The following is a 25,234-nucleotide window of genomic DNA, read 5'->3' on the forward strand; positions in this document are numbered from 1 at the left end:
CCGCGGACGCCGGGAACACCGCCCGCAGCGCCGCCACGGACGGGGCGTAGAGCTCCACGCCGCGCAGGTCGAGCCCGGGGACCGGGTTGCCGCCGTCGACGCTGAGCAGCACCTGCGCCGGCGCGCCGGTGACGGCGGCGCGCACGCTGCCGTACCCCGTCTGGTCGACGTGCAGCCACCGGGCGGCGTGCACCGGCACGGCGGCCGGGTCCGGCGGCGTGGCCGGGGTCGTGATGATCATCCGCTCGCCGGTCGCGCGGGTGACGACGACCACGCTGCTGGTGGTGGCGGTGCCCGGCCGGGTCGTCAGCCAGCGGGTGTCGACGCCGGCGTCGTCGAGCAGCGCGCGGGCCCGCTCGCCGTCCTCGTCGTCGCCGACCACGCCGCAGAAGCCGACGGGGACGCCCAGCCGGGCGAGCGCGACCGCCGCGGTCGCGGCCGGACCGCCGCCGGCCGCCGTGAACGGGGCGGCGACGACCCGGCCGTCCGGGCCCGGCACGTGGTCGACGACCGCGATGGTGTCGGCCGTGACCACGCCGACGCACAGGACTTCGAGCGGCACGGCTACTTCACCGCGCCCGCGGTGAGCCCCGCCACCAGGTAGCGCTGCAGCAGCAGGAACCCGGCGACGATCGGCGCGCTGACGACCAGCGCCGCGGCCATCACCTGGTTCCAGTAGACGTTGGTCTCGGTGGCGTAGCTCTGCAGGCCGATCGACAGGGTGCGCGACGCACTGTCGGTCAGCTGGGAGGCGAAGAGGATCTCGCCCCAGGCCGTCATGAACGCGTAGACGGCGACCGCGATGACGCCGGGCCGGGCGCTGGGCAGCACGATGCGGATCAGCGCGCCGATCGCGGAGGCCCCGTCGACCCGGGCCGACTCGTCGAGGTCGCGCGGGATGCCGTTGAAGTAGCTGGTCAGCATCCAGATCGAGAAGGGCAGGGTGAACGTGAGATAGGTGATGATCAGCCCGAGCCGGGTCTGGTACACGGCCGTGAACCCGAGGCTCTTGTCGATGTTGACGAACACCAGGAACAGCGGCAGCAGGAACAGCACCCCGGGGAACATCTGCGTCGAGAGCACGACACCGGAGAACAGCCGGCCGCCGCGGAAGGTGTACCGCGACAGGGCGTACGACGCGAAGACCGCGATGAGCACGCTGAACACGGTCGCCGCCGTCGTGACGATCAGGCTGTTCACGAAGTACTGCGCGAGCGGCACCGTGGACCAGATGTCGACGAACGGCGAGATCGTCAGGTTCGACGGCCACCACTCGAACGCGCCCTGCACATCGCGCAGCGGCTTGAGGGCCGAGGTGACCATCACATAGAGCGGCATGACCGTGAAGAGCCCGAGCGGGATCAGCACGAGCCAGCGGAAGACCCGGAACGAGGTCTGCTCACGCATCGCGGTTCACCTTCCTGTTCCACAGCGCCCACAGCCCGGCGACCAGGATCAGGAACAGCATCAGCAGCACGGACATCGCCGAGCCGAGGCCGAAGTTCCAGGTGATGAACGAGCTGTTGTAGATGTGCATGGTCATGAGGTTGGCCGACTCGGGCGGCGTCGCGCCGAAGAGCACGAACGGGGTGTTGAACTCGCGGAACGTCCACAGGAACAGCAGGAGCAGCAGCGTGGCGTTCATCGGGCGCATCATGCCGAGCGTGATGTACCGGATCTGCTGCCACGTGCCGGCGCCGTCGATCGCCGAGGCCTCGTAGACGTCCTCCGGGATGACCTGCATGCCGGCCATCGTCATGAGGAACGCGAAGGGCCACTGCTGCCAGACGGAGACGATCACCAGCGAGACGAAGGCGTTGTTGCCGATCAGCCAGAACGTGGGCTCGCCGGTGATGTGCAGGGCGGTCAGCAGCTCGTTGAGCAGACCGTTGTCGCGCTGGAGGACGAACTTCCAGGTGACGATCCCGGCGTAGGCGGGCAGCGCGTACGGCACCAGGAACAGGGTGCGCAGCAGGCCCCGGCCGCGCCCGAAGCGCTGCAGGGCCAGCGCGGCCGACATCCCGAACGCGAACGAGATGCCGACGACCAGGAGCGTGAAGCCGAGCGTGAGCCCGAACGACCTGAGCAGCTGCTCGCCGAGCGCTCCGGAGAAGTCCAGCGCGACCCGGTAGTTGCCGAGGCCGGCGAACGGCGCCTCGCCCCAGTTGGCGATGAAGAACTGGGTCAGCTCGACGAAGCTCATCCAGATGCCGACGACCATGGGGATGACGTGGATCAGCAGTTCCAGCACGATGGCCGGGAGGATGAGCAGGTACGGCGTCCAGCGCCGCCAGGTGAGCCACTTGCGCGGCGCGGGCACCGGGGCCTTGCGCTGCGACCTGCCCAGGCGGAGCTGCCGGGCCGGCCGCTGCGGGAGCGTCACAGACATCGTTGCTCTCCCCGGCCCCGGGGCCGCCCCGCGTTGCGGGAGGGGCGGCGCCGGGGCCTCGTTGTGCGGGACAGGGACGGGTGGGTGTGCCGGCCTCGGCCGGCGCCACCTCGGCTACTTCGGCGCGGACGCCATCTTCTGCTGGGCCTCGTCGAGCGCGGCCTTGACGTCGGCCGAGGAGACCTGCGCCCCGGTGGCGGCCTTGGCGATCAGCTTGACGACCGCGCCGCCGACGTTGGCCTGGAAGGCCTGGATGCCCGGGATCAGCGGGAGCGGCTTGGCCTGCTCGCCGAGGATCTTCGTGAACACCTCGCTCTTGGCCGGTTCGTCACCGATCGCCGACTCGACGCCCTTGACGGCGGGCAGCGACTTGTAGGCCTTGTTGAGGATCGCCTGCTCCTCGTCGCTCGTCATGAACTTCACGAACTCGATGGCCGCGTCGAGGTGCTTGGTGTTCTTGAAGATCGAGATGTTCGACCCGGCGACGAAGCTGCTGATCTTCGTCTTGCCCGCGGGGGCCGGGATCGGCACGATGCCGTACTGGTCGGGCTTCATGCCGTTCTGGGTCAGGGTGTTGATGCCGGAGGTCTGCGCGAGGTACATCGCCGCGTTGCCCCGGGCGAACTCACCCGCCGCCTGCCCGATCTCGGTGTACTGCGCGGAGCTCGGGTTGACGACCTTGTAGCGGCTCATCAGGTCGACGTACTGCTGGACGCCGTCGATCATGCCCTGCGAGGTGAACGTGGGCTTGCCGTCCGCGTCGAACGCCGAGCCACCTTGCTGCTCGCTGAAGATGTAGGAGTAGTGCATGCTGGCGTTCACCGTCGCGCCGGGAATCACCACGCCCCACTTGTTCTCGGCCGGCTTGGTGAGCTTCTGGGCGGCCGAGATCAGCTCCTCCCAGGTGGCCGGGGGCTGCAGGCCGGCGGCGGCGAACTGCTGCTTGTTGTAGTAGAGCGCGTAGACCTGGCTGTAGAGGGGCAGCGAGGTCGGCGGCTGGCCGGGCTTGCCCGCGGTGGCGAAGGCGGACTCCACGAAGTGGTCCTTGCCGCCGAGCTTGGTGAGCGCGGCGTCGTCGAACGCGTAGAAGGCGCCGGTGGACTGGAAGGTCACCGCGTTGGTGTTGCCGATGTTGAGCACGTCGGGGCCCCGGCCGCTGACGGCGGCCGCGAGCGTGTTGTTGGTCAGGTCGGACCACGGGACGACCTCGAGCTTGACCTTGATGCCGGTCTTCGCGGTGAACTTCTCGAGCTCCGGCGTCAGGATCTCTTTGTCGTTGTCGAGGCTCGCGCCCTGGTTGCTGGCCCAATAGGTGAGCGTGACCCCGGCGCCGTCGCCGGAGTCGGCGCCACTACCGGAACAGGCCGCCAGGGTGGCAGCGACAAGAACGGCGAACGCGCCTGCTACGAGGGAACGAGTCTTCATAGAACGACTCCCTTGGCGGGGGGCGAGAGGGGTGTCGTGTGACCTCGCCCGCTGAGTGGTGCCAATTGAACACTGACGCAAGGTTGGTGTCAACGAAACATTCTTTGAGCCTTTGCGCTCACGCGCCAGCCCTCTGACCAGGAACCGCCGTCCAGCGGCATGTGCTTGCCCACCCAAACATGTTCCCAGAGCACCTTGCCGGCGCCGCCGGTCATCCGGCGAACGGAAGCACGGGGAGGCCCCGCACCCCGACGCGCGCGGCGAAGACGGCGCCCGCCCGCGGCTGCTCCCCGGGCGGGAGGTTCTCGCGCGAGGTCGTGATGAACAGGGTGTCCAGGTCGTCGCCGCCGAGCGTGCACGAGGTCACCTGCCGCACCGGCACCTCGACCACGTCCTGCAGGGTGCCGCCGGCGTCGTAGTGGTGCACCGCGGCGCCGCCGTACAGCGCGACCCAGACGCCGTCGTGCTCGTCGACCCACAGGCCGTCGGGGTTGCCCGCGCCGTCCGGCACCGACACGAAGGGCCGCCGGGCGGTCGGGCGGCCCCCGTCGACGTCGAAGACGTCCACCCGCCGGGTCCTGGAGTCGACGTAGTACATCCGCCCCCCGTCAGCGGTGAACCCGAGCCCGTTCGAGATGGTGACACCGCCGAGGAGCCGCTCGACCGTCCCGTCCGGGCACATCCGGAAGACCTCGCCCGCGCCGCTCTCGCGGGCGTACGACATCGAGCCGCAGATGATCGCGCCGGTGGGGTCGCAGCCGCCCTCGTTGAACCGCCGCAAGGTGTCCGGCCAGACCGGGCCGCTCGTGCGAACCCGCACATCGTGCTCCCACAGCGTGAACTCACGCTCCGTGACGACGACGATGCCGCCGCCGGTCCGCGGGCGCACCATCGCCGCGACCGGCGACCCGACGTCCAGGCGGCTCACCGCGCCGGTGGCGGCGTCCAGCGACAGCACCGCGCCGGCCAGCATGTCGACCCACTTCAGGCCGCCCCAGCCGGCACTCCAGACGGCCCCCTCGGCGTGGTACGCGACCGGCGCCGTGACCTGCTCCGCCAGCACCATCGACGACTCCCTCCACCTCCACCGCAGTGGAGTCTGTGACAATTCGAACATTGGATGTTAGAACTTTTACACGATCTGATGGACTGTCCACATGTTCGCCACCGAAGGGGACCCGATGCAGCATCAAGGCCTGTACGTCGCCGGGGTCTGGCAGGAGACCGCCGACCGCTGGACCGTTTCGGACAAGTGGACCGGCGCGCAGCTCGGCACCGTGTCGGTCGCGACGAAGCACCATGCCACCGCGGCGGTCGACGCCGCGCAGGACGCGATGCGGCACGGACTGCCGCCGTACGCCCGCGCCCGGATCCTCGCCGAGGCGAGCCGGCTCATCGAGGCCCACGCCGGCGAGCTCGCCGAGCTGATCACGGCGGAGGTCGGCAAGCCGATCACCGCGTCGCGGACCGAGGTGGCGCGGGCCGTGCTCACCACGCGGCTCTCGGCCGAGGAGGCCGGCCGCCTGCCGGGCGAGACGGTGCCGCTCGACGCGGTCGAGGCCGGCGCCGGGACGTTCGCCTTCACCGTGCCCGGCCCGCGCGGCATCGTCGCCGCCGTGACGCCCTTCAACTTCCCGCTCAACCTGGTCCTGCACAAGGTCGGCCCGGCCCTCGCCGCCGGCTGCGCGGTGGTGCTGAAGCCGTCGGAGCACGCGCCCCTGACCGCCGGCCTGATGACCAGGCTGTTCGAGCGCGCGGGGCTGCCGGCCGGGTGGCTCAACCTGGTCACCGGCCCGCCGGCCGACATCGTCGACACGTGGCAGCAGGACAGCCGGGTGGCCGTGCTCACCTTCACCGGGTCCTCGACGGTGGGCTGGCGATTGAAGGCGCAGTCGCCCCGCAAGCATCACGTGCTGGAGCTCGGCTCGAACACCGCCATGGTCGTCGCCGCCGACGCGGACCTCGACCGCGCCGTCCGCGACGCCACCACGGCGGCGCTCAGCGGCTCCGGACAGGCCTGCGTCTCGCTGCAGCGCGTCTACGTCGAGCGACCCGCGGCCGAGCGGTTCGTGTCCGCGCTCGTGCGGTCGTTCGCCGACACCCCCTACGGCGACCCGCACGACGAGCACACCGTCGTCGGGCCGCTGATCAGCCGGGACGCCGCCGAACGCCTGCACGCCTGGGCCACCGCCGCGGTGCGGGCGGGCGCCCGCGTCGCCGTCGGCGGGACCGTGAGCGACACGCTCATGGCGCCGACGGTCCTGGTCGACGTGCCGCGCGACAGCCCCCTGGTGTGCGAGGAGGCGTTCGGCCCGATCGTCAGCGTCATCGTCGTCGACTCCGTCGCGCAGGCGATCGACGAGGTGAACGCGACCGACTACGGCCTCAACACGGCCGTCTACACCAGCAGCCTCGCCAGCTCCCTGGAGTACGCGCGGAAGGCCCAGGCCGGCAGCGTCCTGGTGAACATGCCGCCGTCGTTCCGGGCCGACCACATGCCGTACGGCGGGGTCAAGGGGTCCGGCCAGGGACGCGAGGGCGTACGGTACGCGATCGCGGACCTGCTCCAGGAGAAGCTGGTCGTGCTCCGCCCGTAGCCACGCCGGTGGCGGGTCAGGCGGCGGGCCGGCCGGCTCGGGCGGCGTCGATCGCGGACTGCAGCGACCGCCGATAGCCGTCGCTCGTGTACGTCGCGCCGGACACCGCGTCCAGGTCGGCGCTCTGCCGCTGCAGTGCCTGCTGCCGCAGCACCGGCGTCGCGCGGCGGCCGATCTCGATGCCCCGGGCCGCGGCCGCCGGCAGCTGGACCGCCTCGACGTCGACCAGTCGGCCGCCGCGGACCGTGATGCGGACCTGGACCGGTCCGTAGCGGTTGGGGAACACGGCGCCGAGGTGCGGACCGTCGGTCATCCGGGTCAGGTCCACCACGCCGACCTCGGGCATCCGGCTCGCCGCGGCCGGGAGCGGGGAGCCGGTACCGCCGTCCGCGGGTGGCCGGCCGGCCGGCGGGGCCGGGGTCTGGGACTTCATGGCGATGAGGACCCCGGTCAACAGCCCGGTCCCGAGCAACGCCACGCCGACGCGCCGCATGTCAGAACTCGAACGGGTCGAGGTGGATCTGCCGCGGCGGCACTCCCGCCCGGCGTAACGCGATGACCGAGGCGTCCACGAGGCCGGCCGAGCCGCAGAGGTACACGTCCCGGCGGGCCACGTCGGGGACCAGCTCGAGCAGGCCCGCGGGGCTGAACGCGCGGCGCGGGCCGGGGTCGTCGCGGCCGCCGGTGACGTACCAGATCTGCGCGTCCCGGGCCCGGGCCAGCAGCTCCAGCTCCTCGCGGAAGACCAGCTCGCCGGCGTTGCGGGCCCGATAGAGCACCACCGTGCGCGGCGGCAGCTCCTCCAGCAGGGCGCGGACCGGGCCGATGCCGCTGCCGCCGGCGATGAGCAGCGCGCGGGCCTGCCGGCGGCGGTCGGCGGTGAAGTCCCCGCTCGGGCCCTCCACGAAGACCGGTGTTCCGGGGCGCAGCTCACGCAGCCCGGCGGTGTGGTCGCCGACGACCTTGACGGTGAGCCGCAGCCAGTCGTTGTTGGGTGCGGCGGACATCGAGAACGGGTGCGCCTGCCACCAGTTGCGCCGGTCCAGGAACCGCCAGCGGAAGAACTGCCCGGCCCGCACGCCGAGGCCGCGCATCCGCCGGCCCGCGATGTAGATCGAGATCATGTCGGCGCCCTCGGGGACGATCTCGCGGACGCGGAAGCGATGGCGCAGGTTCATCCGCAGCGGGGCGACGATCCGGCCCCACAGCACGGCGGCCACCACCAGACACCAGAAGAGCATCGAGGTGTATCGCGAGAGCCCCGGCGCCGACGTCTCCTGCCCGACGGTGAACTGGTGGCCGACGGACAGCACGAGCACCACGTACGCCGACAGGTGCAGCAGGTGCCACACCTCGTACGACATCCGCCGCCGCAGCCGGGGCACGGCCAGCACCGCCAGCGCGACCAGCAGCCCGGTGGCGACGAAGGCCCCGGTCATGTACTCGTACTTGTCCACCGTCAGCAGCCGCACCACCTCCCGCGGCGGCGACACCCGCTCGAACCCCGCATAGCCGAGGGTGATGAAGGCGGCGTGCGCCACGACCAGCGCGACGACGAAGACGCCCAGATCCCGGTGCCAGTGCAGCAGATCACGGGCGCCGAGCCAGCGGTCCAGCCACGCCACCCGGCTCATCAGCAGTACCTGCACCAGCAGGACGTAGCCGGCCAGCAGACCGGTGATCCGCCCGGCCGCGGTCAGCGAGGCCGCGCCGTCGCCGAGGAAGCCGTCGGGCGTGTTCACCCACCACGGCGCCAGCGTCACCACCAACCCGGCCCAGAAGACGGCGATCGTCCCCGCCCGCCACGCATCCACGGACTCCCGCCGCCGGTACGGCCGCCGGAACCTGGACGGGATGAGCGCCTCGTGTGCTGCCCTTCGCGTGTCCACCGCGGACGGTCTTACCAACCGGCACGGGCCACTGTCGAATGCTTCAACATCTTTTAAGGCACCGCTAATCGAAGGCCTCCGAAGCCTGGATCCGCTCCAGTTTGGACAGTCGCTCCGCCGGGCCTCGGCGTCACCCGCTGCCGATCGGGATCTTGACCAGCAGTGTGGTCCCGTGGCCGACCGGGCTCACGACCTCCATGCTGCCCCCGAGCGTCTCGACGCGGTCCTGCAGGCCGATCATCCCGGAGCCCTTGCCGGGGTCCGCTCCCCCGACGCCGTCGTCCTGCGCCAGGATCCGCAGCATCGCGTCCCCCGCTTCGACCTCGACACACACGGCGGACGCCCGGGCGTGCTTGGCGGCGTTGGTGAGCGCTTCGGAAACGACGTAGTACGCGGCCACCTCGACCGGATCCGGCATCTCCCGGTCGAGGTGCAGGTTGAGTGCGACCGGGACCGGGCTGCGACGGGCAAGCGTCTTGAGTGCGGGGCCGAGCCCTCCCTCGGACAGGATCGCCGGATGGATCCCGCGGGCGATCTCTCGCAGGTCGTTGAAGACGCCGGTCAGGCCCTCCACGGTCTGCGACAGCAGCGCCTTGACCGGGTCCGGCCCGTCGGGCAGTGCGGCCTGCGCCGTGCGCAGGTCAAGACTCAGCGCAACGAGACGTTGCTGTGCGCCGTCGTGCAGATCCCGTTCGACCCGGCGGCGGGCGTCGTCAGCCGCGGCGACGATCCGGGCCCGGGACTCCATCAGCTGCGTGCGACTGTCGGCATTGGCGATCGCGGTCGCGACGAGCTCCGTGAAGGCGGCCAGCCGCGCCTCGACGCCGGGCGGGATCGGCTGCGGCCTCGAAGACGTCACCGAGGCCACGCCCCACAACCGGCCGTCGACCACGACCGGGACACCCACCGCCGAGCGAATGCCCGAACCACGCATGATCGCGGCGACCCTGCCCGTAGCGTTGTCGTAGTCGTCGATCCGGGCCGCGCGGCCGGTGCGCAACACCCTGACGGCGACGTTGTCACCGTCGAGCGGGACATGCATGTTGCCCACGGCGCCGCTCGCCACGGTGCGGCCCGAGACCCTGCTGGCCGTGCCGTCGGCCTCGAAGCGGATCAGGATCGTGCTGTCGAGGCCCAGCAGACGGCCGAGCTCGGCGGTGACCGCACCGAACACCTCGGTCGGCGAGACACCACCCGCGACCAGCGTCGCCACCTGCCGCAGCGCGGCCTGCTCCTGCACGAGCACGTTGAGCCGCTCGCGACTCGCCTCCCGGTCGAACGCCGCACGGAGCAACGCCTCCAGCGACGGGACCACCCGCTGCCGCAGCCGCATCAGCGTGTGCTCCGGCAGGTCGGCGGGGACCAGAAACACCCCCATGCGCGTGGCGCCGTCGCGCAGCGGGAAGGCGGCCCGGCGCTCGTCGGCGGCGACCGGCCCGAGCTCGATCGCCGCGGACGGCAGCTCGAACACCTCGGCGAGCCGCCGCGACGCCGCGCCAAGCGCCGAATGCAGCTCGTCCGCCCCCAGCATGATGTGGGCCAGTTCGGCCGCGAGGTCGGCCTCCCGGCGGCGTTCCGTCGCCTCGACCGCACGGGACCGGGCCAGGTCCGCCAGGCCGCTGGTCATCAGCCCGGCGACGATGAAGAGCGCGAGCTCCTCCAGGTTCTGGTTGGTGTTGACGTGCAGGCTCCAGAAGGGCGCGAGGTGGAAGTAGTTGAAGGCGAGGGCGCTGGCCACCGACGTCACGGCCCCCAGCCAGGCACCCCACACGGTCGCGACCACCAGCACGCCGAGCAGGTAGATCACGCCCTTGACACTCTGATGGGTGGCCTGACTGAGCGGGTACAGCACGAGGGTCTCCGCCACAACCAGCCCCGCGGCGACCACGAGCCCGAGCGCGAGGGGTGGCTGCGTCGGGCGGAGCAGCAACGACAACAGGCGTGCGCGCATCGGCTACGACCCTCCTTCCACGTCGCTTGCCTCACGTGGAAGCCGCGTTCCGCCCGGGCGGCAACCAGCCACATGGCTGCCGTCGCGAGTGCCCGGACGCGAATTCGGGTGATTCTCCGCAGGTATGGGGAAATGGCCCAACATCAATCATACTGGCTCGTAGCTGGCGCTCCGAGGTGCGCACGCACCGGTGCGGCTGTGGTCGGGGTGTCCCGTCGGGCGGCGGTCAGCATCGCGCCGCCGATCACCAGGGCCGCGCCCGCGAGTGTCGTGGGCCCGGCCGGCTCGCCGAGCAGGACCGCGCCGAACAGCGTCGACCACAGCGGGACGAGGTACGTGACGGACGCCGCCACGGTCGGGCCGGCCGCCTGGATGATGCGCAGGTTCATGATGTACGCGACGCCGGTGCCCACCGCCCCCAACGCGACCAGCGCGAGGGCGGCCTGCGGGCCGGGCCAGCCGGGCGCACCGTCGATGAGCGGGGCGGCCAGCGCCAGCTGGAGCGTCGCGGTGCCGATCTGCATCACCGACAGCGTCGCCGCCGGCTCCGCCCGGCCGGCGACGAATCGGCGCGTGTACGCGAACCCGGCGCCGTAGCAGAGCGTGCCGCCGAGGCACGCGAGCGCGCCGAGCAGCGGTGCCCCGGCGAGCCCGTCCCAGACGCCGAGCACGACGAGCACTCCCGCAAACGCCACGACCAGGCCGACCAGCCGGCGGGCGGTCGGCCGCTCCGCGGGGACGAGCGCCAGCGCGAAGACGAACGTGGTCAGCGGGGTCGTGGCGTTGAACACGCCGGCGAGCACGGTGGTGACGTGCGTCTGCCCATACGCGAACAGGGCGAACGGCACGGCGTTGAGCAACGCGGCGACAACGAAGGCATGGCCCCACGCGACCGGATCCCGGGACAGGGGCGCCCGCAGGACCAGGCAGCACACCGCCAGCGCCGCGGCGCCGAAGGCACAGCGCCAGAACGCGAGCCACACCGGCTCGACGCCGGCGCTGACCGCGACCTTGATGAACAGGAAGCTGGAGCCCCAGATCAGGGACAGCAGCAGGAACGAGGGCACCCAGCGGGCGTTGCGCATGGACGGATCATGCGGCGGCGCCGCATTATGAGTCCAACAAGTGGCGTGCATCGCACTATGAGGGTTGCTCATGAATCTGGCACAGCTCCGCGCGTTCGTCGCGGTCCTCGACGACGGCAGCTTCAGCGGCGCCGCGGCGACGCTCGGCATCAGCCAGTCAGCGGTGTCGCACACGATCGCCACCCTCGAGCGGACTCTCGGTCACCCGGTGGTGACCCGGCAGGGTGGGGTTCGCGCGACCGCATTCGGCGCCGAGATCGCCGCGCATGCCCGAGCGGCGGTGCGGGCGGCGGCGGCGATCGGGATGCTGGCCGCCCAGCGCGACGGCCGGCCGACCGGCTCGATCAAGCTCGCCGCGCCGCCGACGGTCTGCCAGGGCCTCATGCCCGGGCTGCTCGCCCGCTGGCGCGACGAACTGCCGGGAGTCGACGTGGCGCTGTTCGAGGGTGAGGACGACGAGGTCGCCGACTGGCTCGCCGGCCACACCGTCGACCTGGCCGTCGTCGTGGACCCGCCACCCGGGCCGGGTCACGTCCTCGCGGAGGACGCGTTCCACGCGGTCCTGCGCCGCGACCATCCCCTCGCCCGCGAGGACGCCGTAGGCGTCGCCGATCTGCAGGACGACCCGTTTCTGCTCTCGCGCGGCGGCTGCGAGCGGCACGTCCGCGAGGCGCACCGGCTCGGCGGCGTCCCGCTCCACCCGACCCACCGGGTGCGGGAACTGGGCACCCTGTTCGCGATGATCCGGGCCGGGATCGGCGTGTCGGTCGTGCCCGGGCTCGCCGCCGCGATGCTCGATCCGCGACTGGTGCTCGTGCCGCTGCGGCCGGTCCTGACCCGGCGGCTGGTGCTCCGCGGCCCGCTCGACCGTCCGTGGCATCCGGCGGTGACCGCCCTGGTGGAGCAGGCCGCAGCCGGAGCAGCAGGATCCGGTCACGCCCACCGAACGGCATGAGTGAGCCCTGCCTGCGCGCGTTAGCGTTGGGATCCTCACTGGTTGGACCGGGAAGGCTGGGGTGATGGGGATGCGGTGCCTCATCGTCGACGACTCGGCCGCGTTCCTCGCTGCCGCCGAGCGGGCGCTGACCGGTCAAGGCATCACCGTCGTGGGGGTGGCGCACGACAGCGCCCAGGCGATTGACCACATCGACGCCCTTCGCCCGGACGTCGTCCTGGTGGATGTCTACCTGGGTGCCGAAAGCGGCTTCGACCTGGCCGAACGCATTGAAGCCACCCGCCGGGACCGCAGCTGGGCGGTCTCGGTCATCCTGATCTCCAGCCACTCCAGGGACGAGCTGGTCGACCTGCTCCACGAGAGTTCCGCGATGGCGTTCGTGGACAAGGCGGAGCTGTCGGCCCGCACGATCCACGACGCCCTGAGCAGCACGCGTCACGGCAGCACTGCGTAGCCGCCAACCATGGCAAAGTACGATTAAATCGGACTAAATTGGCATTGTGCGCGTGAGCCCGTTGTCGATGTTGGTGCGGCCGACGCCCCCGTCCGCGTGGCTGGGAATCGCGGTCGCTCTCCTCTTCATCACGATGGAGAGCCTGCTCACCCTCCCGCTCCACAGAATTACGAGAGAGTCGACGCCGAGCGTGATCTACCTGCTCGGCGTCGTGCTGGTGTCGATCGTCTGGGGGCTGTGGCTGGGGGTGGCCACAGCGCTGGCGAGTGTCGTCGCGTTCGTGTACCTGTTCGTGACGCCCATCAGCAACCTCGCCGACTCCGATGTCCGGGACGTGACGCCGCTCGTGGTGTTCGTCAGCGTGGCGGTGGTGGTCAGCGCTCTGGCGAACCAGTCCCGGAGACGGGCCGCGCAGGCCCAGGAGTCCGACCTCACGGCTGACATGGCCCGCCTGCTGCTCGACACGGACGACATCGCCGCGGCGCTGCCCGCGGTGTCCCGGAAGATCACGCAGGCATTGGACCTGCCCGCGGCCGCGATCGAACCGGAGGTCAGCGCGTCCGGCGCCGAGGACCGCCGCCCGGATCGGACCGTCCCGGACGAGATCGCCGCCGACGGGAGCGCCCGTGAGGGTGCCCGGCGAACCGCGTTCCCGCTCCGCCACGACGGCACCGTGCTGGGGACGCTTCGCGTGCCCGACGGTGTGCCCGACCGGCAGGTGCTCCGCCTGGAGCAGCGGGTGGTCCCGCCGCTCGCTTCACTGCTGCATGCGGCGCGCGAACGCGCGGCCATGGTCAACGCGCTCGCCCTGAACGGGGAGGAGCTCCGCGCCCGGGCGGCCCAGCAGGCCGCACTGCGGCGGGTGGCGACGCTCGTGGCGCGCGCCGTCAACCCGGCCGAGGTCTTCCACGCCGTCACCACGGAGGTCAGCCGCCTCCTGGACGACCGTCATACGACGTTGCTGCACTTCGAGCCCGACGAGACCGTCACGATCGTCGCGACCAACCAGCCCGGCCTGCTGGCGCTGCCCCACAGCCGCTGGAGGGCGGTGACGCGCGACGACGGACTCGTCGAGAACGGCAGCGTCGCCGAACTGGTCCGGCGCACCGGCCACGCCGCCCGGACCGACTCGTACGCCGACCTGACCGGCCCCGGCAACGCCTGCCGGCTGGCGCTGGGCATCCAGTCGGCGGTCGCCGTGCCGATCGTCGTCGAGAACCGCCTCTGGGGCACCGTCACCGTCACGTCCGCGGAGGCCGAGCCGCTGCCGCAGGACGCGGAGAAGCGCATCACGGACTTCACCGACCTCGCCGCCACCGCCATCGCCAACGCCGACAGCCGGGCCCAGCTGATCGCCTCCCGCGCCCGGATAGCCACCGCCGCCGACGAGGCACGCCAGCGCATCGAACGCGACCTGCACGACGGCGCGCAGCAGCATCTCATCGCCATCAGCCTCAACCTGCGCGCCGCGGAGGAGGCCGACCTGTCCCGCGAGCAGTTGCGGGCACACATGGCCCAGGCGGCGACGAGCCTCTCCGCCGTCATGGCCGACCTGCGGGAGCTGGCGCGCGGCATCCACCCGGCGATACTCGGTGCGGGCGGCCTCGCGCCGGCGCTCAAGGCACTTGCCCGCCGGTCCGCGATCCCGGTCGGACTGCGCGTCGACACCGACCACCGACCACCCACACCGGTGGAGATCGCCGCCTACTACGTCGTCTCGGAGTCGCTGACGAACGCGGCCAAGCACTCGCAGGCGTCGGCGGTGGACGTCGACGTCACGACCGAGCCCGACATGCTGAAGCTCGCGATCCACGACGACGGCGTCGGCGGCGCCGACCCGTCCAGGGGCTCCGGACTCACCGGCCTCCAGGACCGGGTCGAGGCGCTGGGCGGACACCTGGCCATATCGAGCCCACCGGGCGCAGGCACCTCGCTGGTCGTCACGATCCCGACCCGGACCGGCAAGCCGGCGGCTGACCTCGGACACGTGCCGGCACCGCGCTGAGCCGGCCCGCTACAGGATCCTTCGCGGACGCGGACGCGGACGCGTAACGCCGGCGACCCCTATTCCGCTCGTTCACTAGGTGAAGTCCATCTTCACCCACTTCTGTCGACATCGATCGAACTTTCTACACTCCTAACAGAAGTTTCGTCGATATCAGCCTAACTTCTGCTGTGACAGACCTATCTTTCGAAAGTTTCGACGTATATGGTGACGGCTATGCGTTGACCGAGCCAGTCGCTCGCCCCGTTGCACGGGATCCCGGCGAGCAAGCACTGGGCGCAGCTCGGTACGACGTCGCCGCAATTGCCACACCCAACGATCGACTCTTGTCGCACGCCTTCCCTCCGGGCGTGCGCACCCTCACCAATCCCGTTCCCCGGTCGGACGTGTCCGCCAACGGCTGCTGCCTGAGTCAGCGGCGGCCTGCGCGTCCGGCTACACCCCGCGGAGGAGGTTTCATGTTCAACGCTCCAGGTCGTCGCCGCACCGCGCTCGGCGGCCTGCTCGCCCTCAGTGCTTCACTGCTGGTAGGAACGACGTCGGCGTCCGCGCCGGCGCTCGCCGCGCCGGCCATTGACAGCAACGGCAGTCAGTTCAAGGTGCTGGTCTTCACCAAGGCCGCCGGCACCAAGAGTCCATCGACCGCGGCGGGTGTCGCCGCGATCAAGCAGCTGGGCAACCAGCTGCGGTTCACGGTCGTGGAGACCGACGACGCCGGCAAGTTCGACCAGGCACATCTCAAGCAGTACCGCGTCGTCGTCTTCCTCAACACCTACGGCGACGTGCTCAACGCGGCACAGCAGACCGCGTTCGAGGAGTACTACACCGACGGCGGCGGCTTCGTCGGCGTCCACTCGGCGATCGAGACCGAGACCGACTGGTCGTTCCTCACCGACGTCCTCGGCACCCGTGCGTCCGGCTCGTCCGCCGTCACGCAGGCCAGGATCAAGGTCGCCGACCGCGTCCACCCGGCGTCGAAGAGCCTGCCGGAGTCGTGGAACCGCACCGACCAGTGGTACAACTTCACCTCCAACGTGCGCGGCTTCTCGCACGTGCTCGCAACCGTCGACGAGAACTCCTACGCCGGCGGCACCATGGGCTACGACCACCCGATCACCTGGTGCAAGGACTACAAGGGCGGCCGCTCCTTCTACACCGGGCTCGGCGATACCCCCGCCAGCTTCGGCACGCAGGACCTGCGGGCGCACCTCGGCGGCGCGATCCAGTGGGCCGCCGGCATGACCGACGGCGACTGCGGCGCGACCGTGCTGGCCAACTACCAGATGGACTACATCGCCGCGCCGCCGAACGTCAGCGAGCCGATCGGCTTCGACGTGCTCCCCGACGGTCGCGTCGTGCAGACCGACCGCCGCGGCGGCGTCCGCCTGCACGACCCGGCGAACAACACCACCCACTTGCTGGCGCAGATCCCGGTGTACATGGCCAGCGAGGACGGCATGTACGGCCCGGCGGTCGACAACGACTTCGCCAACAACCACTGGGTCTACCTGTACTACTCGCCGCTGACCATGGAAGCGCCGTATCCGCAGACGACGCCGACCGGGAACTCGCCGACCACCGGCGCCGACCCGAGCGTGTGGGATCCGTGGAAGGGCTACTTCCAGCTGTCCCGGTTCAAGTTCGTCGACGGGCCCACCCCGACCCTCGACGTGGCGTCCGAGCAGAAGATCATGAAGGTGCCGGTCGACCGCGGCGCCTGCTGCCACGTCGCCGGCGACATCACCTTCGACAAGGACAACAACCTGTGGATGGTGACCGGCGACGACACCCCGGCGGGCGGCGGCAACTCGGGTGGCTTCGGGCCGTTCAACGACATGATCACCGCGTCCGGGCAGTACAACGCGCCGTTCGTCGACGCCCGGCGTTCGGCGATGAACACCAACGACCTGCGCGGCAAGGTCCTGCGGATCAAGGTCCAGAACGACGGCTCGTACACCGTCCCGGCCGGTAACCTGTTCACCGGCAACGAGGAGGGCGGCGGCAAGACCCGGCCCGAGATCTACGCCATGGGCTTCCGCAACCCGTTCCGCATCACCGTGGACAAGGACGGCGTCGCCTACGTCACCGACTACTCGCCCGACTCGTCGACGCCGACGGTGTTCCGCGGTCCGGCGGGCACCGGCCGGATGGAGATCGTGCGCCGACCGGCCAACTACGGCTGGCCGCTGTGCTACTCGCCGACCCTGCCGTACTACCGGTGGAACTTCAACACCTCGACGCCGCTGGACAACCCGCCGCAGGCGTTCGAGTGCAACAACCCGGACCGCGGCCCGGCCAACACGTCGCGGTGGAACACCGGCCTGACGTACGCGCCGCCGATCGCGCAGCCGGACATGTGGTACTCGTTCCAGGACAACAACGCGGCCAACCCGCTCGGCACGCCCTGCGCGGCCTACTACACGCAGAGCCCGGCCGGCCGGTGCCCGCAGCTGTTCCCGGAGCTCGGCACGGGTGGCGTCGGGCCGCACGGCGCGGCCAAGTACGACTACGACCCGAACAACCCCAACCCGACGAAGTTCCCGGCGTACTACGACCAGTCCATCTTCTTCGGCGAGTTCACCCGCGACTACCTGCGGGAGATCCGCCTGGACTCGTCCGGGCAGGTCTTCAAGATCAATGACCTGCTCAGCTGCGGCGCCGGGCCGACCACGCCCGCCCGGCCGTTCCTGTGCGACAACCCCATGGACATGATGTGGGGCAAGGACGGCAACTTCTACCTGCTGACCTACGGTGACGGGTTCTTCAACATCAACCCCGACGCCGCGCTGGTGAAGTTCAGCTACGTCAAGGGCACGCGGGCACCGGTCGCGAAGCTGTCCGCCACCCCGACCGACGGTGTCGGGCCGCTGACCGTCGCGTTCTCCAGCGAGGGCTCGAACGACCCGGACCCGAGCGACTCCATCAAGTTCGCCTGGGACTTCGACGGCAACGGTACGACCGACTCGGTCGACCCGAACCCGACGTTCACGTACACCACCAACGGGGTGTACACGGCCCGGCTGACCGTCACGGACTCCAGCGGCAAGACCGCCTCGGCCAACACGACGATCACCGTCGGCAACACCTCACCGACGGTCAAGGTCACCGTGCCCACCGCGGGCGGGCTGTTCGCCTTCGGCGACACGATCCCGTTCAACGTCACGGTCACCGACCCGCAGGACGGTGCGATCGACTGCTCCCGTGTCGAGGTGACGTTCGTGCTCGGGCACGACAGCCACGGCCACGCGGAGTCGACGGCCACCGGCTGTTCCGGGACGCTGCCCACGTTCGACGAGGACGCCTCGCACGGCGGCAACGTGTTCGGCGTGATCAGCGCCTCGTACACGGACCTGGGTGGTGCCGGCGGCATCCCGGCGCTGACCACGGTCGACCAGGCGACCATCCGGCAGAAGAAGCAGGAGCTGGAGTTCGCCGTCGACCAGTCCGGCACGAACACGGCGGCGACCACCGACGCCGGCGGCGGGCTGCAACGCGGCAGCCTCGGCAACGGTGACTGGATCGCCCTCAACGGCACGGTCAACCTGCAGAACATCAACTCGCTGACGTTCCGCACGTCAGGTGGCAGCGGCGCGGCCGGTACCGGGTCCGTCGAGGTCCGCCTGGACGCGGTCGACGGGCCGGTCCTGACCACGGTCACGATCGCGCCCACCGCGAACGCGACCACCTACGCCAGCCAGACCTTCCCGATCGCCGATCCTGGCGGGGCACACCGGATCTACCTGGTGTTCCGTCCCGTCACGGGCGGGCCGACGAACAACTTCTTCAACCTCAACTGGGTGGAGTTCGGCGGCCAGGGCGTGAGCGCGCCCTAGCACCACCCCCCGGGGCGGGGTGCGACACCCGCAGTACCGCCGCACCCCGCCCCGGTCTGAACCACACGCACAACCACCAGAAGGAGCAACACATGTCCGGAAAGATCAGCCGCCGCCGGTTATTGGCCGGTGCCGGCCTCACGGCGGCCGCCGCGTTCACCCCGCTCGGCCCGGCCTCCGTCTTCTCCCCCTCGTCGGCGTTCGCGGCCAACGGCCGGCTCATCCCCGACGGCAAGCTCGGCACCATCACGTACAGCCAGCGTGACGTCCCGACCCGGATCGGCATCGCCGCGGCCGCCGCGCTCGGCGTGGCGCCGACGATGGGCTACCTGGGCGGCCCGAACTTCCCGAAGGACCCGACCGACCTCGGGCCGCTGGTGCCGCTCCCGGGTGGCTGGCTGGAGCTGTTCGAGTTCCTGGCCAAGGCCGGCTTCAAGCAGATCGAGTTCGCCGGCTACGGCCAGAACGCCGCGAACCCGGGCGGCGCCGCGCCGAACCCGGCCCCCGGCGGCGTGACCACCCCGGAGGCGCGCGCGGCCTACCTGGCGTACGCCCGCACCCTGCGTGGCTTCCTCGACGCCTTCGGCCTGCAGGCGATCGGCAACCACGGGTTCGTCCCGAACACCTGGAACGGCCCGGGCAGCGCCGGCGGCGCGATGACCACCCAGGACTACAACCGGCTGCAGGCCGAGCTGGAGTTCGCGGCGATCCTCGGCATGCCCTACATGGGCACCGGCAGCGACCCGACGAGCGCCAACAACCGCAACATCGAGCCGTGGACCCTCGCGGGCGAGAAGTGGTCGGCGCTGAACGAGATCAGCGTGGGGCAGTGGGGCATCCAGATGTACACCCACAACCACTCGCCGGCGTACAACTTCCTGCAGGACGGTCCGCTGGTGACCGTCACCCAGAACCGCATCACTGGTGAGCCGATCGCGCCGACCCAGGTCCGCGGCGAGTCGGGCAAGCGGCTCATGCAGCACTACCTCGACGTCACCGACCCCGACCTGGTCGTCATCGAGATGGACGTCTACTGGGCCCACGTCGCTCAGCACCAGCACCGCTGGCGCTACGACTGGGAGGGCAACCGCGTCGAGGACATCTTCGACCCGACCGCCCAGGTCGCCAAGCAGACCAAGCGGTACGCGCTGTTCCACGCCAAGGACGGCGACGCCACCGGCCAGGCCCCCGGCGTGGGCGACGGCTACTCGTGGATCCCGTTCGGCGACCCCCGCAGCGACATCAACTACAAGGGGTTCTACAGCAACATCGGCGCCAAGGGGTTCCACAACTCGAACTACGAGCAGGACAACGCCCCTGGCGGCAACGGGGACCCCGGCCAGTCGCTGCGGTTCGCCAGGATCAGCGCGGCAGGCATGGCCAGCCTGCGCGGCTGACCGCTCCAACCACGGCGGCACGTCGGTGGCTGCGTCTCCCAGCCACCGCCGTGCCGGCGGATGACGCCCGGTCCGAGCACCACGCTCGGGCCGGGCGTTTCGTCATGCTCGCGGCGCGCTGGGCGACTGGCGATGGGTGCCGGTCAGCCGCTGACGTGGGCGGTGTTGTCGAGCCAGTGCTGGGCGAGGCCGGTGTCGCCGTCGACGCTGATGCCGGTGGCTTCGCGGCCGGTGAGCGGGAGCCGTCGGGTCAGGGTCAGCAGCAGCGATCGTGCCGGGCCGGTCACCGTCACATCGGCCCGCCGGGTTCCGCGCTGCCACGTCGCCCCGTCAGGCCGCCGTTCGACGAACCAGGCGCCCGCGTCGTCCGCGGTGTCGGTCGCCAGCCACTGCAGGGTCTGTTCAGCTCGGTCGCTGGATTGTCCTTTCCGCAGGTTCGTTGTGCTGTGACTGACCCGGCGGGCCGGCCGAACTCATCGGTGGCCCGCGGATCGGCGGTCGGGCGTTAGATAATACGTATTATCGTCTTGACTCCTCGTAGCGCACCCTCCACCATTCGATAACACGCCGGTAACACGCGCGGTAGTCGATCTCCACCGTTCGCCGTTCATCGCCGGACGGTCCGTCGTGCCCGTCGTGCTACCGCCGCGCGAGGTCGACGACCGTCCACAAGGGAGCATTCTGTGCCATCTCAGCGCCTCGTCCGCCGTACCGCCTGCGCCGCGGCCACCGGACTCGTCACTGCCGCCCTCGCCGCGACGCCGGCCGCGACCGCGTCGCCGGCCGTCGCCGCTCCGTTCAGCTTTCCCACCTTCAGCTATGCCGGCACAGCGTTCGACAAGACACAGCTGACGTACAACCCGACGAACGAGTTCATCTTCCCCAGCATCATCCGGGCGGCCGACTACTTCGCCGACCCGCTCGGCGCCTACTACCTGTATTACGCGCCGCACGAGCGGCCCGGCGGCATCTCCCTGGCGTACGCCGACTCCATCAACGGCCCCTGGACCGAGTACCCGGGGAACCCGCTGATCTCCAACAGCTGGCTGCCGTACTACAGCACGGTCAGCCACATCTCCTCGCCGCACGCCGTCTGGATCGAAGGAGAGCAGAAGCTGTTCCTCTACTTCCACGGCGAGAACTCGATCACCCGGTACGCCACGTCCGACGACGGCATCCATTTCGAATACGGCGGCACAGCGGTCCAGCGCGACGCCAGCACCGGCGGCGAAACCTCGTACGCCCGCGTCTTCGAACAGTCGATTCCGCGGCTCGGCAGCCGGTACCTGATGCTGTTCATGGACAACCCGACCGCCGCGCCCCCCGGCCCGACCGGTCCGGTGTCGCGGCGCATCCGTTGGGCCGTCTCCACCGACGCCCGGACCTGGACGATCCAGCCGCAGCCGATCGTCGTCCCGCAGGGCGACGAAGGCCCCAACGCTTCCGGCCCGTTCTACCTGCGGTGGCAGGACCGCAATCTGGTGATCTTCCACGCCGCCGACGGAAACATGCACGCGGTGGACGTCGGCGATGACTTCGACCAGGAGATCCACCTCGGCGTTGTGCACGACTCGATGGCGGCCGCGCCGGACCTGGGCCGCGCCGCGGCACCCACGTTCTACTTCGACGGCACCACCGTCCACATGTACTACGAGGCCGGTGGGCGGCTCACCGCCACCATCGGGCACGCGGTGGCCACCCTGGACGAACCGCTGCCCGAGCGGCAGTTGGACTGCACCGTCGACCGGCCGCTGCTGTGGCCACCGAACCACCGGATGGTCGACGTCAACGTCCGCGTCGAGCTCCCCGACGGCGTCCTCGGACCACGCGCGTTCCAGCTCGTCGGCATCACCGGTGGAGACGCAGCGGACGTCACGGGATTCGTCCCGGGACAACCGTCGCTGACCGGACGGCTGCGCGCCGAACGCGCCGGTAACGGCGGCGACCGGGTGTACACGCTGACCTACCGCGGCCACGACGAGATCGGCCGCCCGGCCGGCTGCACCGTCACGGTCACCGTTCCGCACGACCAGGGACAGGACCGGTGAGCGCCGCAATCGGGATCGCGTTGGGCGATCACTCCAGCGTGTCGCGCACCCATTCCGGCGCGTGACGCCGCCGGAGCTGTGGCGCGGATGACCGAGGATCCGGGACGCTCGGGGGTCCTCACCGCCGGAACAAGTTCGATAGGATCGAACAAGTTTCGGCAGGAGGTTCAAGGGTGCGCGCGACGGCAAGGCAGGACCGCGTCGAGAACGGCGGGCAAGCGCTGGTCGGTGCGCGGATGCGCCAGTTCCGCAAGGAGCGCGGGCTCACGCTGCGCGGCCTCGCCACCCAGTCCGGCCTGTCCATCGGGTTCCTCTCCCAGGTCGAGCGGGGCATCTCGGCGATCGGCCTGACCGCCCTCAACGGCGTCGCCGCGGCGCTGGACCGCCCGGTCGCCGAGTTCTTCCACGAGGAAGACCAGGCGGCACCGCCGCCGGCGCCGACCGACGACCTGCCGGACCATTTCACGTTGACCCGCGCCCAGAACGGCGCGACGGAGTACGTCTCCGGCCAGACCACCTACCGCATGCTCTCGGACCGCGGCCCGCACCTGGTGCTCGAGCCCATGGTCGTGCACATCGCCCCCGGAGGGCGCCGCGAGGAGGCCTACGGCCACGCCGGCGAGGAGTTCGCCTACGTGGTCTCGGGCGAGCTGCTCTACGAGGTCAACGGGGTCGAGCACCGGCTGTACCCGGGCGACAGCCTGCACCTGCGCTCTAGCACCCCGCACCGGCTCTACAACGACACCGACGAGGTCACCACCGTGGTCTCGGTGGTGACCCCGCGCCTGTTCTGAAGATCGTTGTTCACTCTCACATCAAGATTTTGGTGACCGCGTCGATCGTGGCCTCCCAGGCCGGCGTCCGCGGGTCGATCACGTCGAAGTGGTCGGCGGCGAGTTCGAGCCGGACCACCCGGTCGCCGGCGGCCAGCGCGGCCCGGGCGTAGCGGCGGGACATGTCGACCAGGTCCAGGCCGTCGGCCCGGCCCTGCACCACGACCACCGGCACGCCCAGCGGCAGCCGCAGCAGCGGGTCCGCCGCCGCCAGCGCGGCCTCGTCGCCGCGCAGCGCCGCCGCGACCGCCCCGGTGCCGATCCCGCGCCGCTGCCCCTCGGTCAGGTCGAGCACGCCCGCCTGCGACACGACCGCCGCGACCGTCCCGGGCGCGTCGGCCGCCGCCCGCACCGCGAGCTGCCCGCCGGCGGAGTGGCCGAACAGCACCAGCCGCGACCGGTCGATCCGGGCATCGGCGGCGCCCGTGACGGCCAGGCCCGCGGCCACGTCGGCGGTCGTGGCGGCCCAGCCGTGGCGGTCCGGGCGCCGGTACTCGAGGTTCCACGCGGCGAAGCCGCGCCCGGCCAGGTCGATCGCCATCGCGTCCATGAGGTCGGCGCCCCAGACCGAGCGCCAGAAGCCGCCGTGCAGCAGCACGGCGACGGGCACCGGGCCGGTGCCGGCGGGCAGCCGCAGCTCGCCCCACTGCTCCGCGTCCGGACCGTAGGCGACGCGCCGGGCCGGGTGCCGCAGCCGGTGCACGGCCCGCCGGACGGCCCAGGTGACGCCCCAGATCTCGCGGCCCTGGTGGTGCTCCGACCCGGCCGCGACGGGCTGTGGCCCGGTCGCGGTCAGGTCGAGCCACACCGTGCGCGGGATGTGCGGGCCCGGCGCCGTCATCAGCCGCCGGGCCGATGCCGTGGGCCCGGGCAGCGCAACGACGGCGCCGGTCGTGTCTGCAAGCGCCGCCGCGAGGTCCGGCGCCGCGCGGACGGCGCCGGCCACACCGAGCCCGGCGAACTCGGCCTCGGCCAGCTCGCGCACCAGGTCGAGGTCGGCGACCAGGTCCGGGCCCAGGATCACGTCGACGTGCACGCGGCCTCCCGTCGCAGCAGGGGCAGCACCGCGCCGCCCAGCAGGTCCACACCGCCGTCGTCGGTCAGCCCGTGCGGCGTGCCGAACTCCACCCGCCCGACGCCGGCGTCGATCAACGCCTGGGCCTGGGCCGCGACCTGCTCCGGCGTGCCGGAGAACGCGAACAGGTCGAGCACGTCGTCGGGCACGAGCCGGCCGGCGGCCTCGTGCTCGCCCCGGTCGACCAGCTCGGCGACCCGGCGGACGAGATCCGCCGGCACGCCCGCGGTCGGGTCGAGCTCGGCGACCACCGCGAGGTACATCGCGACCTCGGTGCGGGCCCTGGCCCGGGCGGCGGCCCCGTCCCGGTCGACCACGGTCACCGCGCCGAGCACGATCCGCACGTCGGTCACCGCCCGGCCGGCCGGCTCGGCGCCCGCCCGCAGCCGCTCGCGCACCACGCCGACCATCGCCGGGTTGGCGCTGCCACCGACCTTGATCTCGGCGGCGATCCGGCCGGCGAGCGCCGCGCCCTGCGCACCCCACGCACCGATCAGCAGCGGCGGGTCTGGGCGCTGGGTCGGGTAGCGCAGGGCGACGCCCGGCGCGAGCCGGAACACCCGGCCGTCGAAGCCGTCGGTCCGGCCGCCGAGCAGCCGGTAGACCACCTCGGCCGCCTCGCCGAGCGCGGCGATCGGGCGGGGCTGGTCGATCCCGACCGCGCCGAGCCAGGTGCCCCGGGCCAGCCCGAGGTAGGCGCGGCCGGCCGAGGCGAGGTCGAGCGCGGCGACCTGCCCGGCGATCTCGTAGGGGGCCATCGAGTACGGGTTGAGGCAGGCGGCGCCGAGGCGCACCCGGGAGGTCGCGCCGGCCATCTCCAGCAACGGGAAGATCGGCGGCTGGAACATGAGGTCGCCGAACACGGTCAGCACGTCGAAGCCGTGCGCCTCGGCCGCCCGGGCCAGGCGGGCGTAGTCGCCGGGCCGCTTGTCGCTCTGGATACCCAGGCCGATCTCGGCCCCGGCCGGGGCGCTCACGTGAGGTCGGCCGATCGCATCCCGCGCCGCCGCGTGCGCTCGACGCGCATCACCAGGCGCTCCTCCGGATCGGGGCAGCAGAACAGGGTGTCGCGCTCCAGCCAGTCGCCGGCCGGCAGCGCACGCTGCTTGGCCGCCAGGAACGGCAGGACGGCCGCCAGGGCGTAGACGCAGAAGTGCTTGCCGTCGGGCAGCCGCAGATGGGCGCTGCGCTCCAGCTCGAAGCAGTCACCGACCGCCATCCCGCAGACCGAGCGGCCCTCGATGCGATCGACGGTGACCCTGAGGTCGTAGAGCTCCATGTCGTTGTCTTCGGACATT

21 protein-coding genes are annotated in these 25,234 nt (G+C 71.3%); 8 read left to right on the forward strand and 13 right to left on the reverse strand.

Annotated features, from left to right (window positions below; all coding sequences use genetic code 11):
* The 5 genes from ABZS66_RS30175 to ABZS66_RS30195 all read right to left on the reverse strand — a co-directional run.
* Positions 1–562 (reverse strand): PfkB family carbohydrate kinase (locus tag ABZS66_RS30175; protein ID WP_354763506.1); only part of this gene is annotated, 562 nt, incomplete at its 3' end.
* 2 nt (positions 563–564) lie between these two features.
* Positions 565–1,407 carry a carbohydrate ABC transporter permease gene (locus ABZS66_RS30180; protein ID WP_354763508.1) on the reverse strand — a complete coding sequence of 281 codons (843 nt, stop codon included), beginning with the start codon at positions 1,405–1,407 and terminating at the stop codon, positions 565–567.
* Positions 1,400–2,389, reverse strand: a complete 990-nt coding sequence (locus ABZS66_RS30185; protein WP_354763510.1) for a sugar ABC transporter permease — start codon at positions 2,387–2,389, stop codon at positions 1,400–1,402. Before ABZS66_RS30185 ends, ABZS66_RS30180 begins: the two co-directional genes overlap by 8 nt.
* 114 nt (positions 2,390–2,503) lie before the next feature.
* Complete coding sequence (locus tag ABZS66_RS30190) at positions 2,504–3,814, reverse strand: sugar ABC transporter substrate-binding protein (RefSeq protein WP_354763512.1); 1,311 nt, start codon at positions 3,812–3,814, stop codon at positions 2,504–2,506.
* Between the two features lie 211 nt (positions 3,815–4,025).
* Positions 4,026–4,880 carry an SMP-30/gluconolactonase/LRE family protein gene (locus ABZS66_RS30195; RefSeq protein ID WP_354763514.1) on the reverse strand — a complete coding sequence of 285 codons (855 nt, stop codon included), beginning with the start codon at positions 4,878–4,880 and terminating at the stop codon, positions 4,026–4,028.
* Between the two features lie 115 nt (positions 4,881–4,995).
* Between ABZS66_RS30195 and ABZS66_RS30200 the strand changes: the two genes are divergently transcribed.
* Positions 4,996–6,411 (forward strand): aldehyde dehydrogenase family protein, encoded by a 1,416-nt coding sequence (locus ABZS66_RS30200; protein WP_354763516.1) that lies wholly within the window; start codon positions 4,996–4,998, stop codon positions 6,409–6,411.
* Positions 6,412–6,427: 16 nt separating this feature from the next.
* On the opposite strand, the gene ABZS66_RS30205 is transcribed toward ABZS66_RS30200, so the two are convergent.
* From ABZS66_RS30205 to ABZS66_RS30220, 4 genes are all read right to left on the reverse strand, one after another.
* On the reverse strand, positions 6,428–6,904 hold the full coding sequence (locus tag ABZS66_RS30205; RefSeq protein ID WP_354763518.1) for an FMN-binding protein: 477 nt from the start codon (positions 6,902–6,904) through the stop codon (positions 6,428–6,430).
* Position 6,905: 1 nt separating this feature from the next.
* Positions 6,906–8,300, reverse strand: coding sequence for a ferric reductase-like transmembrane domain-containing protein (locus ABZS66_RS30210; RefSeq protein ID WP_354763520.1), 1,395 nt, complete (start codon positions 8,298–8,300; stop codon positions 6,906–6,908).
* 130 nt (positions 8,301–8,430) lie between these two features.
* Complete coding sequence (locus ABZS66_RS30215) at positions 8,431–10,251, reverse strand: DUF4118 domain-containing protein (protein ID WP_354763522.1); 1,821 nt, start codon at positions 10,249–10,251, stop codon at positions 8,431–8,433.
* Positions 10,252–10,394: 143 nt separating this feature from the next.
* Positions 10,395–11,336 (reverse strand): DMT family transporter, encoded by a 942-nt coding sequence (locus tag ABZS66_RS30220; protein WP_354763524.1) that lies wholly within the window; start codon positions 11,334–11,336, stop codon positions 10,395–10,397.
* Between the two features lie 70 nt (positions 11,337–11,406).
* On the opposite strand from ABZS66_RS30220, the gene ABZS66_RS30225 reads away from it, so the two are divergent.
* The 5 genes from ABZS66_RS30225 to ABZS66_RS30245 all read left to right on the forward strand — a co-directional run bounded on the left by ABZS66_RS30225 (position 11,407) and on the right by ABZS66_RS30245 (position 19,980).
* Complete coding sequence (locus ABZS66_RS30225; RefSeq protein WP_354763526.1) at positions 11,407–12,291, forward strand: LysR family transcriptional regulator; 885 nt, start codon at positions 11,407–11,409, stop codon at positions 12,289–12,291.
* A 70-nt stretch (positions 12,292–12,361) separates the two neighbouring features.
* Positions 12,362–12,745 (forward strand): response regulator, encoded by a 384-nt coding sequence (locus tag ABZS66_RS30230; protein WP_354763528.1) that lies wholly within the window; start codon positions 12,362–12,364, stop codon positions 12,743–12,745.
* 52 nt (positions 12,746–12,797) lie between these two features.
* Positions 12,798–14,750: a DUF4118 domain-containing protein gene (locus ABZS66_RS30235; protein ID WP_354763530.1), complete on the forward strand. Its 1,953-nt coding sequence runs from the start codon at positions 12,798–12,800 to the stop codon at positions 14,748–14,750.
* Between the two features lie 458 nt (positions 14,751–15,208).
* Positions 15,209–18,583 (forward strand): ThuA domain-containing protein, encoded by a 3,375-nt coding sequence (locus ABZS66_RS30240; RefSeq protein WP_354763532.1) that lies wholly within the window; start codon positions 15,209–15,211, stop codon positions 18,581–18,583.
* A 92-nt stretch (positions 18,584–18,675) separates the two neighbouring features.
* Positions 18,676–19,980, forward strand: a complete 1,305-nt coding sequence (locus ABZS66_RS30245; protein ID WP_354763534.1) for a hypothetical protein — start codon at positions 18,676–18,678, stop codon at positions 19,978–19,980.
* A 143-nt stretch (positions 19,981–20,123) separates the two neighbouring features.
* On the opposite strand, the gene ABZS66_RS30250 is transcribed toward ABZS66_RS30245, so the two are convergent.
* Positions 20,124–20,414 (reverse strand): SCP2 sterol-binding domain-containing protein, encoded by a 291-nt coding sequence (locus tag ABZS66_RS30250; RefSeq protein WP_354763590.1) that lies wholly within the window; start codon positions 20,412–20,414, stop codon positions 20,124–20,126.
* Positions 20,415–20,663: 249 nt separating this feature from the next.
* Between ABZS66_RS30250 and ABZS66_RS30255 the strand changes: the two genes are divergently transcribed.
* The gene (locus ABZS66_RS30255; RefSeq protein WP_354763536.1) at positions 20,664–22,028 is read left to right on the forward strand and encodes a hypothetical protein; all 1,365 of its coding nucleotides are present in this window, start codon (positions 20,664–20,666) and stop codon (positions 22,026–22,028) included.
* Positions 22,029–22,201: 173 nt separating this feature from the next.
* Positions 22,202–22,822 carry a cupin domain-containing protein gene (locus ABZS66_RS30260; protein ID WP_354763538.1) on the forward strand — a complete coding sequence of 207 codons (621 nt, stop codon included), beginning with the start codon at positions 22,202–22,204 and terminating at the stop codon, positions 22,820–22,822.
* 16 nt (positions 22,823–22,838) lie between these two features.
* Here the strand turns inward: ABZS66_RS30260 and ABZS66_RS30265 are convergent, their stop codons facing one another.
* From ABZS66_RS30265 to ABZS66_RS30275, 3 genes are read right to left on the reverse strand one after another with little or no spacing between them, the layout of a single operon-like run.
* The gene (locus ABZS66_RS30265) at positions 22,839–23,897 is read right to left on the reverse strand and encodes an alpha/beta hydrolase (RefSeq protein WP_354763540.1); all 1,059 of its coding nucleotides are present in this window, start codon (positions 23,895–23,897) and stop codon (positions 22,839–22,841) included.
* Positions 23,882–24,913, reverse strand: a complete 1,032-nt coding sequence (locus ABZS66_RS30270) for an LLM class flavin-dependent oxidoreductase (protein ID WP_354763542.1) — start codon at positions 24,911–24,913, stop codon at positions 23,882–23,884. Before ABZS66_RS30270 ends, ABZS66_RS30265 begins: the two co-directional genes overlap by 16 nt.
* Positions 24,910–25,233: a TIGR04076 family protein gene (locus ABZS66_RS30275; RefSeq protein WP_354763544.1), complete on the reverse strand. Its 324-nt coding sequence runs from the start codon at positions 25,231–25,233 to the stop codon at positions 24,910–24,912. Before ABZS66_RS30275 ends, ABZS66_RS30270 begins: the two co-directional genes overlap by 4 nt.
* Between the last annotated feature and the right edge of the window lies 1 nt (position 25,234).

This window comes from Dactylosporangium sp. NPDC005572, from assembly GCF_040605515.1.
GTDB lineage: Bacteria > Actinomycetota > Actinomycetes > Mycobacteriales > Micromonosporaceae > Dactylosporangium.

Excerpts from the sequence above, each read along its gene's own strand:
- ABZS66_RS30180 (WP_354763508.1), bottom strand. The coding sequence starts at position 1,407 with ATGCGTGAGCAGACCTCGTTCCGGGTCTTCCGCTGGCTCGTGCTGATC.
- ABZS66_RS30185 (WP_354763510.1), bottom strand. The coding sequence starts at position 2,389 with ATGTCTGTGACGCTCCCGCAGCGGCCGGCCCGGCAGCTCCGCCTGGGC.
- ABZS66_RS30190 (WP_354763512.1), bottom strand. The coding sequence starts at position 3,814 with ATGAAGACTCGTTCCCTCGTAGCAGGCGCGTTCGCCGTTCTTGTCGCT.
- ABZS66_RS30195 (WP_354763514.1), bottom strand. The coding sequence starts at position 4,880 with ATGGTGCTGGCGGAGCAGGTCACGGCGCCGGTCGCGTACCACGCCGAG.
- ABZS66_RS30200 (WP_354763516.1), top strand. The coding sequence starts at position 4,996 with ATGCAGCATCAAGGCCTGTACGTCGCCGGGGTCTGGCAGGAGACCGCC.
- ABZS66_RS30205 (WP_354763518.1), bottom strand. The coding sequence starts at position 6,904 with ATGCGGCGCGTCGGCGTGGCGTTGCTCGGGACCGGGCTGTTGACCGGG.
- ABZS66_RS30215 (WP_354763522.1), bottom strand. The coding sequence starts at position 10,251 with ATGCGCGCACGCCTGTTGTCGTTGCTGCTCCGCCCGACGCAGCCACCC.
- ABZS66_RS30220 (WP_354763524.1), bottom strand. The coding sequence starts at position 11,336 with ATGCGCAACGCCCGCTGGGTGCCCTCGTTCCTGCTGCTGTCCCTGATC.
- ABZS66_RS30225 (WP_354763526.1), top strand. The coding sequence starts at position 11,407 with ATGAATCTGGCACAGCTCCGCGCGTTCGTCGCGGTCCTCGACGACGGC.
- ABZS66_RS30230 (WP_354763528.1), top strand. The coding sequence starts at position 12,362 with ATGCGGTGCCTCATCGTCGACGACTCGGCCGCGTTCCTCGCTGCCGCC.
- ABZS66_RS30240 (WP_354763532.1), top strand. The coding sequence starts at position 15,209 with ATGTTCAACGCTCCAGGTCGTCGCCGCACCGCGCTCGGCGGCCTGCTC.
- ABZS66_RS30245 (WP_354763534.1), top strand. The coding sequence starts at position 18,676 with ATGTCCGGAAAGATCAGCCGCCGCCGGTTATTGGCCGGTGCCGGCCTC.
- ABZS66_RS30275 (WP_354763544.1), bottom strand. The coding sequence starts at position 25,233 with ATGTCCGAAGACAACGACATGGAGCTCTACGACCTCAGGGTCACCGTC.